Here is a 16,149-nt window from a genome sequence, read left to right as displayed (position 1 = left end):
ATATAAACTATACTGTGAGGCAGCAAGCGCCTCACAGTATATGATTTTTATTCCGGCCAATGAATCTCCGTAATATCCGGATAACGTTCTTTTACTGCCGTTTCAAAGTTCGCTTTTGCCTTTTCAAAATCAACTTTCCCCTGGAAATAATCGCTGAAAGCGTTCTGGATCAATTCAACACATCCCTGATCATATGCAGAGAGCGGTGCGATTTTAATATTTTCGGCAACCGGTGCATAATATTCAAATGGATTTTGTCCACCCAGGAAGTCAGACGCAAAGCTGTCATCTTTTGCAGCCTCCTGCATACCTTTCTTGGTATTTGTAAAATCCGAATAATCTTTTGAAATTTTCAACAGGTTATCCTTATCGGCAGTTACTGCAAGAATAATATCCTTTACATGTTCAACATTGTCTGTACCTGTTGCAGCATGTACATAGGAACCCCCCCAGTTATACTCTTGCGGAGGAGTGGTAACAGCCCATGCACCAGCTTCTCCATCCCAGTTAGGATTTAAAACAAAATCTGTTCCCCACGCCGGTAGGAGGAATGCAAATACTTTTGACTCTGAACCCATTGCCTTATTCCAGTCGTCATTAAACTGGCCTTTAACAGTTTTATTAAAATATCCCGCATCCAGCCATTCTTTAGAATTATTTACCCAGTCCATGATCTTCTGGTCGACTCTGATAGTTGTCTCACCATTTTTAACCCATGGCTGTTCAATACTATTTCCATACAGACGGAACGTGTCCGCATAAGAAGAAAGTGCATAATAGCCTTTTGCACTCAGTTCATTTGCTGTGGCTTTCATGGCATCCCAGTCCTTTGTCTTTTCACCGATTGCCCCCGGATCGTCTGTACCAAATACCTCTTTTGCAATATCCCGCCGATATACTAACAAGCCGGGGCAGCATTGCCACGTAGAACCTCTCTGCACACCGTCTGCATCAGATGCTGTTACTTTTGTAAAATCATATTGGTCCGCAAGATCTTTATCCGGATCAATACCAATATCTTTAAGTGCCATAGCAGCACCCGCATCTGCATCTGTGTATTTATTTACATAATCTGTTTCTGATAAAAAGATATCTATTTTTTCATCTGCTGCTGCATCTGCCTGTTTAAGTAGTGCTTCATCTAATTTCTGCTGATAAACTCCATCCTGATTGGGATTTACAACCCAATGGATTTCTGTACCATCATTTAAAGTTGTTACTGTTCCATCTTTAGAAGTTTCTTTCACTTCAGGATAAACTGCTTCCACACGCTGGCGGAATTCATCATTCCAACTATAAATATTAATAATTTTTCCTTCTTCTCCAGATGCATCTGCTGTATTTTGGGAATCCGATGCGCCTCCACAACCTGCAAGTGTACCGGCAACTATAGTTGCTGTCATAAAAATGCTTACAATTTTCTTGTTCATTTCCTATATCCTCCTATTTATTTTTCCTAAGGTATCTGCCTTATTGTCCTTGAGGTGATTGAATTATAACTTATTTTTTTCTGTTGGTATATTACAATTCTTAATAAAATATCAAATTCATGACATATCTTGAATATTTTCTCATTGAGAAAACATGGCTTTTATGTCATAATTAAAAAAACTCTTCCTTGATCTAACGTATATGAGGGGAAAGACAGTTCTCCTCAAAGGTCAGAAAATACGAAAAGATGGAGGTAAATATGACTTTATCCAAAGACTGGTGTAAAACCGAATTAAGTAATATTGAACGTGATATTGAACACCGCTCCATCATTGAAGAATATCATTTTTATAATGCTGTAAAATCCGGTGATATGGAAGCTGTAAACAAAAACTGCGACGAAGGAGCTTTCACCAATCCGGCCGGTGTGGGAGTCCTCTCAAAAAATCCACTTACCAATATAAAATACCATTTTGTTGTCACAGCCGCCTTTATCACAAGATACTGTATTGAAGGGGGGCTGGAAGCAGAGCAGGCATATCGTTTAAGCGATTTTTATATTTTAAAGATGGACTCCTGTACCAGTATTGAACAAGTATCTGAACTGCATCATACTATGGCCAGAGACTTTACCGGTAAGATGATACTTCTTCAGAAACAAAGCATTATTTCTAAACCGGTAATGCAATGCGTTGATTATATTTACAGCCACATTAAAGAACGCATTACCATTCAATCTCTTGCAGAGTGTACTGGTCTTTCCACCGGTTATTTATCCCGGGTTTTTAAAGAAAATCTCGGTATCTCTGTAAGCGATTATATTCGTGAGAAAAAAATAGAAAAGGCCACTCACTTATTACGTTATTCTGATAAAAGTTTTGTGGATATTGCACACTACCTGTCCTTTTCTTCTCAAAGTCATTTTATTCATACCTTTGAAAATTTCACCGGCATGACCCCCAAAAAGTATCGTGAGAAATACTATAAAGCCATGTGGTGATCAAATTGTTATGAAATAAACAATTCAATGTCCGTCTGCTCTGTTAAGAGGTCCGCCGGAATATAACTGCCAGTAACCACGTTCCCATTAACCACCAGTTTTTCACAGCCCGATTCCACATGCCCCGGATTCTTTACCTTAATATGAAGATGACAGCCTCTGAAATCTTTTTCTACTTCATATTCTTCCCATTCCTTTGGAATAGCCGGGGCAAGCCTGATTCCGTAAAAATCCGGACGTATTCCAAGAATTCCTTCCACACATCCAACCATGATCGTCGATGCGGTCCCTGTAAGCCAATGCACATGCGAACGGCCAAAATTGGGACTGTCTTTTCCTTCTGTAAACTGTCCGTAACAATATGGCTCCAATTTACGTATATCTGCCCTGTCATTCTGTGCTGCAGGCGCATTTTCCATAAAGTAGGTAAATGCGCGTTCACCATGTCCTCTCAATGCTTCCGCCAGAATGATCCATCCCTGAGATTGTGAAAAAATACCCGCATTTTCTTTGGTACCTGGATTGTAGATTACTGCAAGTGCTCCGTCAAAGGCATGTGCATGGTACGGTGGATCCATCAAAACTAATCCATATTCCGTATTCAGTCTTTTCTCAACAACATCCAATACCCGATCAGCCTGTTCTTCATTTGCCACCCCGCTGATAACGGCCCAGCTTTGTGGATTCAGCCACAAATTTGCCTCCGGATCAGTGGATTTTCCGATTATCTCTCCATTTTCTGTGAATCCTCGGATAAATCGCCCCTCATCCCAGCAGAATTTCTGGATGAGTTCCTCAAGTTTCTTCTGCCTTTCACAAAGAAATTCCATATATTCCACATCTTCTTTATATTTTGCGAATTTTTTCAATATTGTCATGGCATAATAAAACTGCATTGCCACAAATGTAGATTCACCATCTTTTCCAAGTCTCAGGCAGTCATTCCAGTCTGCATATAACCCTGCAGGCATTCCGTGTCTCCCCAGATGATCCATGGAAAACTTAACCGCACGTTTCAGATGTTCATAAACAGTTGCTTTTCCACGGTTTGCAAATGGAATCACTTCGTCAATGAAATCCATATTACCTGTCTCAGCAATATATTTATAAACCGTAGGGAACAGCCACAAAGCGTCATCAGCTCTATATGCCGGATGGCCTGTCTCCTTTACATAGGAAGCATCATCCGGCGTATCTTCATGTCCTGGATTGTGCGTGAATTTTACAAGCGGAAGCCCACCGCCATTGTCTGCCTGGGCGGAAAGCATAAAACGAATTTTCTCCAACGCCATATCCGGAGCGAGATGGATGATTCCCTGGATATCCTGTACCGTATCCCGATATCCATATCCGTTTCTCAGTCCACAGTAGATAAAAGATGCTGCCCTGGACCAGATAAAGGTCATAAAACAATTGTACGCATTCCACGTATTCACCATTGTATTAAATTCCCGACTGGGTGTCTTTACTTGAAAATGTGACAGATAACCATGCCAATACTTCACCAGTTTATGAAATTCTTCTCTGCATACAGTTTCCGGAATTTCATATCTTTTTAAAATTTCCTCCACCTCTGCATCTTTCTTCATTCCCAGAACAAAAACAACTTCCTTGGCCTCACCTGGTTTAAGGACGAAATCCGAACTGAGGGCACCGCAGCCGTTTCCATTATAATTAGGCAGGCAGCTCAGCTTCCCCTCTATTACACCTTTCGGAGCATCATAACCGTGATATCGTCCCAAAAATCCATCCTTATCACCACACCAGGAGGTAACCGGATTTCCTGCCAATCCAAAGAACCGTTCTGTCACCTGCTTATCATCTACATCTTTCCCGGGTTCCAATTGATCCAGGTTTGCGTGTATCATCTGACAGATTCTGTTACCACGGAAAGCTGTCTGTGTAATAAACTGGGAATACTGCAGATTCACCTGATCCTGCTCATAATTACTGTTGTTTGTAAATTCTGCATATCCTGTCACGCATAGGTTTCTGGGCCTGTCGGAATTGTTGGTCAGACGGAGTCTCCACACCTCATACGCTGCCCCCAATGGTACATAATACAGTACCTCCGAACTGATTTCACTGTACTCTGCTCTCATGTTCGTGTAGGCAGTTCCATGACGGCACTCACACTGATATACATCCTGAGGTTTTCCTACCGGCTGCCAGGAGGCAGACCAGAAATCCTTATTTTCCTGATCTCTGATATAGATGTAACGGCCCGGCTGGTCAAAATTGTTAAACACATAGCGCAGAATCCGTCCATTGGCACCTGATTTTTCAAAGCTGTACCCACCTGCGTTATTGGAGATAATCGCGCCATATTCCGGAGAGCCCAGATAATTAACCCATGGAGCCGGCGTATCCGGTCTCGTGATCACATATTCCTTTTTTTCTTCATCAAAATATCCATATTTCATATTTTTCACACACTCCTAGCAGCTTTTTATTATACCGTATTCCTTTTTTATTCCGAATCTATTTTTTTATAATACTGATATCATCCACTTCAATCACGGATTCCGGTACGATATCACCTGTTTTCCCCATGGATAACACAAAATCTATAGACGGATCACTCTCCTTATCCACTGTAAAGGTATAGCAGACTTGTTTTTCCTCCTCCTCTGTCAGTTCCAGTTCCTCTCCGCCATACCATTCATATGACTGACTGAGCAATGCCCATTTCACTGTTCTGGATGCTGAAGACTGAATCCGCATGGTAACTTCATAGACTGCCCCTTTTTCCAGAAACAGATTATGCTGCTTCAGCTGCAGATGCCATTCCTCAGTGCCGGGATTTTTAACCTCACAAATAAACTTACCATCTGTAATCTGCATGGTCCCGTATTCGGGATCAAATATGTACTTTTCCCAAACACCGTTGTCTTCTGAAAAGTCCCCCTGAACAATCAGTTCTTCTTCAGGTGTCGGGACAACGGGGGGTGTGATGTCCGGCTCATCAGGTTCGTCTATCTTTTCCAGATTGATGTTGTCGATCACTATTTGATGTGGCTCCGTAATCCTTATCCCGTTGACAGCTCCCATAGAGATGCTCAGAATCGATCTCAGATCCGTTGGCTTTGTCATTTGAAATTCCAGCCGGAAGGACTGATACTCCTGTTCCAGTTTTACAATCTTTTCACCGGAATATGGATCCCAGTTGTCATCTGCGCTTCCATCCCTCTGTATCGCAAACATTATGTCTCGCTCCATACTGGATTTCGCATCCAGGGTAAGCCGGTACCACTGACCTTCTTCCAGCTCTACATTATTCTGCTTCAGTTGAATCTTCCAGGCCTGATCGCCTGTATCCCCTATTGTAAAATCCGCCGCATTTGCTTCTTTAAGGCTGTCCACCACTGCCGAGGCATCGGCACTTTGATCCTTATAGAATTCATATCCTGCGAATCCGGCATCAAAGCTGCCGTTTTTAATCAATTCATCCTCTACAATACGGACATTATCCAGATAAAAGGTTCCTGGCTCCTCAATGAAGAATATCAGATCACGGTCTCTGCTTTCCTCTGTAATGGTAAATTTGTATGTATAGTTGTTCTCCTGACCTATAAGCCTGGCCGGTTCAAGACTTTCACCGGCCACCTGTACACCCAGGTGCTTATTCACATCCCCCTCTGCAGTAAAACTAAGTGCATAAGAGGTACCGCCCACCATACCCAGTTCTCTCTGTGAAATAAGTACCGGCTTATCAGCAGATGTTCCCACCGGCGCTGTAACTTTTAATCTCCTTACATTATTCTCATTTGTGACAACAGCATCTGCCCCTTCCTGGACCTCCCAATAGTCCATTCGGCTGCTTCCCTCCTGAAATGCTCCGTTATACACGTAATTACCATCTGGTAACACCGTTTTCTTATCATCCGGAACCTCTGCTTCTCCCACTTGTTCCAGTCTCACATTCGTGATATATACATCTGCCGCAGAACCTTGGTTTCCCAGATTGAATTCTATTCTTCCATTTGCATCTGATTCACTCCGCATATCAAAGAAATATTCATAATGACTTTTTTCTGTTTTCAGTTCAGCCTTTGTATCCTGGAGGTAACGTCCGAAATTATGATCCGGCGCTGTTATGCCGGTAAAAATAGTCCGTTCCTGTGCTGCCCACGCATCAAAGCTGAACTTATACTTTTTGCCGTATTCTATCGGCAGCCCCGCCTGGACAAGCTGTACGCTGTAATCCAAATCACCTGGATTTTTCGTTTTAATGCAAATTCTGTTATCTGTAATAAATGCTTCTGCATCTCCTGCACCAGCCAGTAGGAATTCCCAGTCCTTATTGTCATTCAAATCCTCCGCCGAAGAAAAATCACCGTTGATACAGTAGTTTCCGCTTGCGTCCGGTTCTCTCAAATCCACCTCTTCAGGATCCGGTTTTGTCACATTTTCATCATAAGAATCCTTCTGATATACTCTGACGTAATCTACATGCATTTCCGCATTTTCATCAAATGCAGTACTGTCATCCGGGTATCCTACCCAGCTTCCACCTACAGCCAGATTCAAAATCATATAGAAAGGCTGGTCATAAGGTGCCGGATATGCTACCTCACCGAATCCTTCTTTTTTAGAAAACCATCTCTGGGCTGTATGATAAAGTTTTCCATCAACATAAAAACGGATTTTTCCGGGTTCCCATTCACAGGAGAATACATGATATTCATCAGAAAAATCTCCTTCCTCCAGGACGTAGGTTCCCTGATCCTGGGTGTGGGGTTCCCCAAAATGAAGTGTTCCGTGTGCAGTATCTGTCTTGTCTCCAAGGACTTCCATAATATCAATCTCACCGCACTTTGGCCATTGACCGTAAAGATTTTCATCCGTAGGCATCATCCAGAAGGCCGGCAAAAATCCTTTCCCTTCAGGAACTTTTATCTTTGCTTCAAACATTCCGTATTTATAATCCTGTTTTTTCTGTGTATTGATGCGTCCGGAAGTATAGGAGACATCTCCGCTTTCATCTACCTTTTTTACTGCCTTGAGTACCAGTTCACCATCTTTCACATAGATATTTTCCGCAGAGTCTTCATAAGACTGCAGCTCCGCGTTTACCCATCCCGGATTATGAAGCTCTACATTCCAATTGCTCCGGTCCAGCTCAGTTCCGTCAAAATTCTCCTCCCATTTCAGCGTATAGCCTTCCAGGGATAAATCTGTACTGTTTTCACTTTCTTTTTCTACTTTGTAAAAAATTTCTGCCTTCAACATCATTTCCTCACCATTGACCCATATTCTCTTTGTTACCTCTGCTGTCCTTTCTGCCAGTTCCCTTTCCTCTGCTTTTACAGAAGTTTCCATCCCCCCCAGACAGCTTCCCGCTGCCGCAGCTATGAGGATAAATGTGAGCAATCCCTTACCCTTCTTTTTTTTAACACAAAAAGCCACAACACCAAGACTCACTAATACCAACACGATCCACACGGATACCTGGTTAGAATCTCCCGTTTTTACGGAATCGTTTTTGAAAGGCTTGTTCCCGGGTTTTGCTGCATCTCCTTTTCCCTGAGGAGCAACCGATTTTGCGGGTTCTTTTCCTTTCTGAGGAGGCTCTGTCACCGATGGGTCTTGATTCTCCTTCGTTTTCTCTTTCGCCAAACAGACGGTTATTTCAGCCTCTGCTCCTGCTTTTACTTCCTTTATTTCACGATTCCACTTTTCCCCTTCTGTTTTTTCGCCATCTTCCTTATATCCCTGTGGAATACTTCCCTGGATTTTGATTCCGGTTATACTGCTTTGAACAGTATTTTGAATCCTAAAGGTTTCTGTAATTGATTCATCTCCGGAATACTCTGCTTTATCTGTTTCCAGAAAAAATTCAGGTTCTTCTGCCCCATTATCTGCTGAAACTGCCATATTTCCAGTCCCTGCTGCAATAATGGTGAGCATTGCCATCACTGCCAGTTTTTTTAATTTTTTCATCCTCTTTCTCCCTTCTCCGGTTTTCTTCCACTATAATTCATCCGCCATTTGGGGTATACAAAATTTCTTATAAAAATATCAAATCCATGACGTTATGATATATCGCTTAAAATATACCTGCCATAGTCTTGTTTGCTGCAATTGTCTATACAGATGACGGAATAGATTCGGAACTATCTCGGGAAGATTGGCTGGCTTTTCAGAAAATATATAAAATAACGACCTGTCATCAAATCATCCTTATGTTCAATAAAAATCACCCCGTCATATCCGCACTTTTTCAGTTCGCTGAAAATTTCTCTCCACACACTCTTATTATGGCCGTATCCAATAGTCCTGAAAAGGCAGGAGCGCTCTTTCACCTTGGCTTCTTTGGATACCGTATAATCTGCAAATGCTTTCATAAAAAGTCCTGTAACCCTGTTACTGAGTTTGAATCCGGTCACACGGTTTCCTGCTTTCTCTACGATCCGTTAATTTTCCCTGCTTCCTTAAGCTCTTTTGGTAACTTTCATCACATAGGAGCTACCTGAGAACTTTACGACACAATAAAAAGCTGTGCCGTTTAAAATACAGAGCAATTAGAGAATTAAATAAACCATTCTCAAAACAATCACTCTATAATTTAAACAGCACAGCCTTAACAATCTCTATATACAGTATCCCGAAAATACCGACATCTCTTATTTTTTATCGAAGAGATACATGCTGAAAAAAGAGGCCACATCCCCATTCCACTGCATATCCATATTGCAGTGTTTAGCCATTTTCGCTGCATCTATACAATACGCGGACAGGCATGAAAATCTGCTCTGCTCCTGCACGCATGGTTTTCCTTCCGGCATATTGCACGACTCGCATAAGTTACAGGGGCCGCACATGACAAGCATGCCGTTCTCATCCAGACCTCTTCTCTTTAATTCCTCCACCGTACGCAGTGTCATCCGCGTATGTATCTTTTTAATCTGTTTTGTCTCCTCATTGTCAAAAATGTTGCTCACCGGAGTTTTGGATTGGAAAACTACTGCCCGGCGGTACTGCATAACTCTGCTTTCCATCTCCTCTGGGGTTCCGCAGTAAGGTGGACATCCATAGTTACTGCCATAATTTCCGCAGTCATTTTGCTGGCAGAATCTGCGGAACTCATGTTGAAATACCAAATCTTCCGTGTTCATGACAGCGGCCTTTGCAAACCCTGCTTCCTCAGCTGCTGTGATCAAATCTTCTTCCTGCATATTACTGGTCCTCCTTTCCGGATCTCTTCTATCCAGCCTTGCTTCAGACATTGGTGAACAAAAGAAGGCTGGCGCAAAAAGGCCAGCCTATAGATTCAGCCTACACGAAGCTGAAATTTCTGTATTTCCTTCTCACTGGACACCTTCTCGATCTCAGCTCCCAGATTTCTTAATTTCTCCTCAAAGCGCTCGTATCCCCTCTGGATATAAACAATATCATCCACAATGGTAAGGCCTTCCGCTGCCAGTCCTGCAATAACAAGCGCAGCCCCCGCACGCAGATCGGGCGCACTTACCCTTGCACCTGTCAGTTTATGCACACCATCTATAATAGCTGTATTACTCTCCACCTTGATATTGGCTCCCATACGGGATAGTTCATCCGCATACTTAAAACGGTTCTCAAAAATGGACTCTGTCACAATGCTTGTCCCCTCTGCCAGTGTCAGAGCCACGGTAAACTGGGGCTGCATGTCAGTGGGATAGCCTGGATAAGGCATAGTCTTAACATGGGTGCGTTTCAGGCGTTTGGATGCCACTACGCGGACCGCGTCGTCGAACTCCTCCACCTCACATCCGATCTCTTCTAACTTGGCAGTGGTAGCCTCCAGATGCTTGGGTATCACGTTCTTCACCATGATATCCCCCATGGTGGCTGCTGCCGCGCACATGAAAGTACCCGCCTCGATCTGATCCGGGATGATGGAATAACTGGTGCCGTGAAGCTTCTCCACGCCCTTAATACGGATAACATCCGTACCGGCGCCTTTGATGTTGGCACCCATACTGTTCAAAAAGTTGGCCACATCCACCACGTGAGGCTCTCTGGCCGCGTTCTCAATGGTGGTATTGCCGTCCGCCATGGCTGCTGCCATCATGATATTGATGGTCGCACCCACAGATACCATATCCAGGAAGATATGCTTTCCTGTCAGCTTCTCCGCCTTGGCTACAACTGCGCCGTGCATAATATCAACGGACGCGCCAAGAGCCCGGAAACCTTTCAGATGCTGGTCAATGGGCCTGCTTCCGATGTTACAGCCTCCGGGAAGAGGAACTTCCGCAGTCTTATATTTTCCAAGTAATGCGCCCAGCAGATAGTAGGACGCTCTGATCTTCTTGATATATTCATATTCCACACTGATGTTGGCTATGGTAGAACCTGTGATCTTCACCTCTGTGGGGCTGACCCGCTCAACAGACGCGCCAATCTCCCTGATCGCCTCTAATAAAACATTGATGTCACGTACGTCCGGTAAGTTCTCAATGTAAACCATTTCATCCGTCATGATTGCCGCCGCAAGGATGGCCAGTGCCGCATTCTTCGCGCCGCCGATCTCTACTTCGCCGACTAACGGGTTACCGCCTTTGATAACATATTGTTCCATATTCACACCTCTATATTTTATTTATGCTCCCCGCCGGTATACTCGGTACCAGAAAACATAATCTCGTCTTCAAATTTGCTTGTAACTGTTCAGTGCCTTCACAGTTACGGGCAAAAATCCATGCAGGACCGCCTTTGGCGATGGGATCTTCACTCGGCTGTTGAACGTTTTCTTACGGTCAGTGCAGTAAACGCGCAGACCCGCTGAATAGTAACATTTACTTTACCTCTTTCCGAATAAAAGACAGACTTCCCGGCAGGTTATTTAATTAGCTTCCTGCTAAGATAGTCTACGACTTAAATATTATATTATAACAGATAAAGCAATTTGTAAACAAAAATTAATATTTTCATCTTTTCTTCATAAACCGACACTTTTTATTCTCTGTCACTGTTTCAGTCTCTCTACTATTTTCTGTAAAGTTTCCTCCACGTCCAGATTTTTCTCATCAACTGTGATATCCGCATATTTTTCGTACAATGGTATGCGTTCATCGTAAAGACCTCTCAGGTCCTGACCGTCCTTTAAGACAACGCCCCGCCCCTTCAAATTACAGAGACGTTTGTCAAGGGTATCATAGTCCAGCTTCAAATATACGATCTGCCCTGTCCCGGACAGGTGCCGCATGGCCTGTTCGCAGTACACCACGCTCCCTCCTGTGGCGATCACTGCTTTCTTCGCCTCCCCGGCAACCTGTATATTTGCCTTTTCCTCCGCTTTCAGGAATCCTTCCAGCCCGTCCTGGGCAATGATGTCACGGAGCAGCCGGTTCTCCCTTTCCTGGATCACCAGATCCGCGTCTATGAACTGATAGCCCAGTACCTTTGCCAGAATGACTCCCACTGTACTTTTGCCCACGCCGGGCATTCCGATCAATACTATGTTTCTTTTCATTTTCTGCTTTTCTTCTTTCTGCGCTTCTTAATACTGTATCCAAAGGTGCCCAGCTTTTTCCCCAGACCATAGTATTCTCCGTGGGAATAGACTATAGGGTTTGCAAGAGCCAGGTCAAATTTTCCCTTCTCATCCATGTATTCTTTGTCCACATGTACTGCCAGCACGTCTGCAAGAAACATGCTGTGGCTTCCGTATTCCGTAATTTCCTTCACGCGGCACTCTATGGAGACCGGTGATTCTTTTATCATAGGGGCACCCACATGGGAAGCCTCCTCCCTGGAAAGTCCGGTCATTTTGAACTTGTCCACGTCCTTTCCTGATCTCACCCCGCAGTAATCTGTGGCAAATGCCAGCTTTTCTGTAGTCAGATTTATGACAAACTCCCTGGTGCTGCAGAGCATCTTATAAGAATAGCGCTCCGGCCTTACGGAGATGGATACCATGGGCGGATTGGTACAGACCGTCCCTGCCCATGCCACAGTGATAATATTGTCATGCCCTTCTTCATCCGCCGCAGTCACCATGACAGCGGGGAGCGGATAAAGCATGTTTCCGGGCTTCCATTCTATTTTAGACATTTTGGTTCCTTTCTTCAAATGTTTTTATTCGCATTTTTCGAGCACGATCGGCACGCCTTCCTCAGGAGTAAGCTCCATGACGCCCCCTTCGCTCTCGATCACAGTGCCCTGAAAACGCCATCTGCCCTTTGGCACAGCCACATTTCTGGATGTCCTGCCTTTTTCACAGATGGGCGCCACTAAAATATCTTCCCCCAGCATAAACTGGTCATTCACTCTTTCATAACCGCCCTCCGGGAATTCATATGCCATATACCTGGCAGCAGGCTCCCCCGTACGGGCCGCATGATGGGCCAGCTCCAGGATCTTTGGTGCGTAACGCTCTCTCAGTTTCACACTTTTTAGTATCCTGTCATAGCTTTCCTTTCCCAGCACCCTCCACGGCGCTGCAGAAAACTGCATGACAGGCAGAAGGCAGGCGATCTCACTGTGGCGGTTAAACAGCTCCTGGTCCAGATTCCCGCTGTTCTCCTGGAAATTCATATATTCCCCGCCTCCGATCATATCCGGGCTTCCAAAAGGATGTCCTGTGATCCCCTGCATCAGAGTGTCAGGCACAAGTGCCCGGATGCCCTCCTCCCCCCAATTGTGGGGCTTGTCACAGAGCCTCTGCATCAGGGCCATGCCCCCGGCCTTAAAGGCCATGCGCAGCTCATTAAAAGCATACTTCTCCGCATAAGCACACCATAAGCGTGCCATGTCGTTAGGTGTGACACTCCCTGCGGTTATTATATCATCAGGATAATACAGCACATCTGCTCCGTCAAATTTAAAACCGTCAACGCCTATCTCCCTAAGGGCCTCCAACTGCTTGTCCAGCCATTCAACGGCAGCCGGGTTTGACAGATCCAGGGCAGCGGAATAACCGTTCCACCATTCTGTGATAAGAGGCTTCCCGTCCGGATTCTTGATCAGAATATCCATTGCTTTCGCCTGGCGGTACTGCAGGGTGTCTGGTGTGATGTAAGGACAGATCCAAAGCATCACAGAGAACCCTTTACTGTGAAGGGTTTTCAGCATCTCTTTGGCATGGGGGAACTTTTCTCATCAGCACCCCTGCAGACATCCCATTATCCAGAATACTGTCCGCATATTTTAGGATTGCCTCCTCATTCTGCCAAAAAGTAAGCTCTATCCAGGAGTTATAGACCGGATTCTTAAAGAATTCATCACTGGGCCCTTCTTTTCCGAACGGAAAGTGCTCCCTGCTGGCTGCCAGATATGCCCCCTTTAGGTTTACATAACCCTCCCGCAATTCCACATCCCGGTCAATTGTAATGTTTCCTCCCCCAAAATGGAGGAGAAAGCCCTCGTCACACCAAAAATAACGGCCCTTTGTAGATACAAAAAAGGGCATTGCCTGATTCGTGCTGTCATTTCTGCGCAGATTGATCTCCGCTTCACTGGAAGCGTCGTAGGGATATTCTCCTCCTGATCACAGTCCATTCCCAGTTCTAATTATTCTGCTGCAGCGTACTGATAAGGGCAGGGATCAACTGTTTCTTCCTGGATACTACTCCCTGAAGAATATAGCCGCCTTCCTCCTCCTTCACACCGAAAGCATCCTCCACCAACTTCCCGCTTCCATCCCCGTAACATATGATCTCAGAGGATTCATCCAAAATATTGGTAAGCATGATAAATACCATAGTGATACCATTCTTGCCGCACTCTTTCTTCATAAACGGAATCAGGCGCTTTTTCAGATCCTGCAGCTCCTCCTCGTTCATAGAGCTTATCTGACCCACCCCGAAATTGGTATCATCCGCAGTAAATCGTTTAAAATCCTGATAGAAAATACCTTCCGTTGTCTTTCCTTTCAGGTTACTACCCGCTGTAAACATCTCTCTTGCAAACTCTTCTATATTGACACCTGCAATAAGCGCCAGCGCCCCTGCCGCCATCTTATCCATATGGGTGCAGGTAGGAGAACGGAACATCAATGTATCTGAAATAATAGCCGCGCAGAGAAGCCCTGCTATATTCGGCTGTATTTCCATAGCCTTTTCCGTATAGATCTGATACATGATCGTGGCGGTACAACCCACCGGCTGATTCCGGAACATAATAGGCGAGATCGTTTCCAGGGACCCCAGTCTGTGGTGGTCAATAATTTCCAGAATATGGGCAGCGTCAATATTATCCACTGCCTGCGTCTTCTCATTATGGTCCACCAGGATCAGTTCCTTTTTCTTCATCCCCAGCAGATTCCTTCTGGAAACAGTTCCGATATACTTCCCATGCTTATTCACCACCGGAAATGCCCTGTGCCTGTTCTTAACCATCACATCCCTGATATCATCCGTAAAATCATCCGTCTGGAAGGTGATGAGATCATCCTTTTTCATAATATGTTTCACAGGAATACTCTGATTGATCAGTCTTGCCACCGTAAAAGTATCCAGAGGCGAACGCACAATAACACAGTCATTCTTAAGTGCTGCATCCTTAATATTCTCCTCCACCTCAGTATTATTGCAGACAACCACACAGCTTACATTCTCACGGATCGCGCACAGATGGTCCTCATGCCTGTCTCCCAGGATCACCAGGTCATCCTCCTCCAGAAACTCCCCCAGTTTGTCCGGATGCGCAGCCCCGATAACCACCTTCCCCTTCACAAAATACCCATGAGGGTTTCCTGTTACCACAGTCCCATCAACCGTATTGGCGATACTCCTGTACTGCGTTCTTGCATTTGACAAGAAATAGTTGTCATGTGCGTCCATATAAGACTTGGCAATATCCCCGGTAGTGATCAGCCCCTCAAGCTGTCCGTCCTCCTTTGTAATAGGCAGGGTCACGGCATTACTCTCCTTCATGATCGCCCAGGCATCTTTAATAGAAATACTGCTGGATACCCCAGGCGTCTCCCTGATCTCCATATCCTTTACCTGTGTACCCACATCTGCCAGATACCCCGGTGCCTCCATCCCAAAACGCTTCAGCACATACTCCGTCTCACTATTGATCTGTCCTGCCCGTTTTGCAAGATACCTTCTCCCATCACCCGAACGATTCTTAATATCCGCATAAGCGATGGCCGAGCAGATAGAATCCGTATCCGGATTTTTATGGCCCATTATATAGATCTTCCCTTGTTTTGCCATTCTCCGTTTCCTTTCCCTTACTTCTATATAATCATCACTTCATAACTGTTCCGTACCTTCACAGTTACCGGCAAAAATCCATACACCTTCGTCCCGGAGCATACCTGAAACCCCATCCCCACATACTCCAGTCCCCGAAATTCCCGCCCATCTGCAAAATACTTTCCTAAGACCAGCGCAGCCAATGCCCCAATCTACGGAACCGTTACATTATTTTCTACAAATCTTCCCACAACTATTCAGCCTTCCCAATTTCAAGAAACACTGTATTTTTATACTAGCACAACTATTCCGTATCCTAACAGATACAAAAAATCCATACAGCCTTGGCAACGTACTTCTTACTTTTCCGCAGAATACGCCCTCACAGCTAGCTGCCACAATAAATACGCAGCCCCGCTGAATAATTACATCCTAACATACTTTTAAAAGAATATCAATTTACCTCCCACTCCCCACCCTATTTTTTCTTTTATCTTTTTTTCATCCTGTGGTGGGCAGAGAAAACCAGGAGAGGTATGGGAGAGGGCCGGGGGTGAGAACTGCCTCTCCGTCCACCTCTCCGTC

The 16,149-nt window shown here is 44.7% G+C and carries 12 protein-coding genes; 1 reads left to right on the top strand and 11 read right to left on the bottom strand.

What is annotated here, in order from left to right; all coding sequences use genetic code 11:
- Positions 1-47: 47 nt before the first annotated feature.
- The gene (locus A4V09_RS20675; protein WP_065543980.1) at positions 48-1,430 is read right to left on the bottom strand and encodes an ABC transporter substrate-binding protein; all 1,383 of its coding nucleotides are present in this window, start codon (positions 1,428-1,430) and stop codon (positions 48-50) included.
- 260 nt (positions 1,431-1,690) lie between these two features.
- Between A4V09_RS20675 and A4V09_RS20670 the strand changes: the two genes are divergently transcribed.
- Positions 1,691-2,431: an AraC family transcriptional regulator gene (locus A4V09_RS20670; RefSeq protein ID WP_018595365.1), complete on the top strand. Its 741-nt coding sequence runs from the start codon at positions 1,691-1,693 to the stop codon at positions 2,429-2,431.
- 8 nt (positions 2,432-2,439) lie between these two features.
- On the opposite strand, the gene A4V09_RS20665 is transcribed toward A4V09_RS20670, so the two are convergent.
- From A4V09_RS20665 to A4V09_RS20620, 10 genes are all read right to left on the bottom strand, one after another.
- The gene (locus tag A4V09_RS20665) at positions 2,440-4,854 is read right to left on the bottom strand and encodes a glycoside hydrolase family 94 protein (RefSeq protein ID WP_065543979.1); all 2,415 of its coding nucleotides are present in this window, start codon (positions 4,852-4,854) and stop codon (positions 2,440-2,442) included.
- Positions 4,855-4,912: 58 nt separating this feature from the next.
- Positions 4,913-8,374: a carbohydrate binding domain-containing protein gene (locus A4V09_RS20660; protein WP_065543978.1), complete on the bottom strand. Its 3,462-nt coding sequence runs from the start codon at positions 8,372-8,374 to the stop codon at positions 4,913-4,915.
- A gap of 173 nt (positions 8,375-8,547) precedes the next feature.
- Positions 8,548-8,820 carry an IolE/MocC family protein gene (locus A4V09_RS20655; RefSeq protein ID WP_065543977.1) on the bottom strand — a complete coding sequence of 91 codons (273 nt, stop codon included), beginning with the start codon at positions 8,818-8,820 and terminating at the stop codon, positions 8,548-8,550.
- A 237-nt stretch (positions 8,821-9,057) separates the two neighbouring features.
- The gene (locus A4V09_RS20650) at positions 9,058-9,609 is read right to left on the bottom strand and encodes a DUF2284 domain-containing protein (protein ID WP_065543976.1); all 552 of its coding nucleotides are present in this window, start codon (positions 9,607-9,609) and stop codon (positions 9,058-9,060) included.
- 95 nt (positions 9,610-9,704) lie between these two features.
- Entirely contained in the window at positions 9,705-10,997 is a 1,293-nt protein-coding gene (gene murA, locus A4V09_RS20645; RefSeq protein WP_065543975.1) for a UDP-N-acetylglucosamine 1-carboxyvinyltransferase, read from the bottom strand.
- Positions 10,998-11,384: 387 nt separating this feature from the next.
- Complete coding sequence (locus A4V09_RS20640; protein WP_065543974.1) at positions 11,385-11,891, bottom strand: shikimate kinase; 507 nt, start codon at positions 11,889-11,891, stop codon at positions 11,385-11,387.
- Positions 11,888-12,472, bottom strand: coding sequence for a flavin reductase family protein (locus A4V09_RS20635; protein ID WP_065543973.1), 585 nt, complete (start codon positions 12,470-12,472; stop codon positions 11,888-11,890). The genes A4V09_RS20640 and A4V09_RS20635 overlap by 4 nt, the downstream gene beginning before the upstream one ends.
- 24 nt (positions 12,473-12,496) lie before the next feature.
- Positions 12,497-13,456 carry a glycoside hydrolase family 31 protein gene (locus tag A4V09_RS20630; protein WP_242963880.1) on the bottom strand — a complete coding sequence of 320 codons (960 nt, stop codon included), beginning with the start codon at positions 13,454-13,456 and terminating at the stop codon, positions 12,497-12,499.
- 13 nt (positions 13,457-13,469) lie between these two features.
- A complete protein-coding gene (locus tag A4V09_RS20625) occupies positions 13,470-13,829 on the bottom strand; it encodes a hypothetical protein (protein ID WP_065543971.1) in 360 nt (119 codons plus the stop codon).
- Positions 13,830-13,926: 97 nt separating this feature from the next.
- The gene (locus A4V09_RS20620; RefSeq protein WP_065543970.1) at positions 13,927-15,582 is read right to left on the bottom strand and encodes a putative manganese-dependent inorganic diphosphatase; all 1,656 of its coding nucleotides are present in this window, start codon (positions 15,580-15,582) and stop codon (positions 13,927-13,929) included.
- Between the last annotated feature and the right edge of the window lie 567 nt (positions 15,583-16,149).

Source organism: Blautia pseudococcoides, from assembly GCF_001689125.2.
GTDB classification, from domain to species: domain Bacteria; phylum Bacillota; class Clostridia; order Lachnospirales; family Lachnospiraceae; genus Blautia; species Blautia pseudococcoides.
This window is presented reverse-complemented; position numbering and strand designations above follow the sequence as displayed.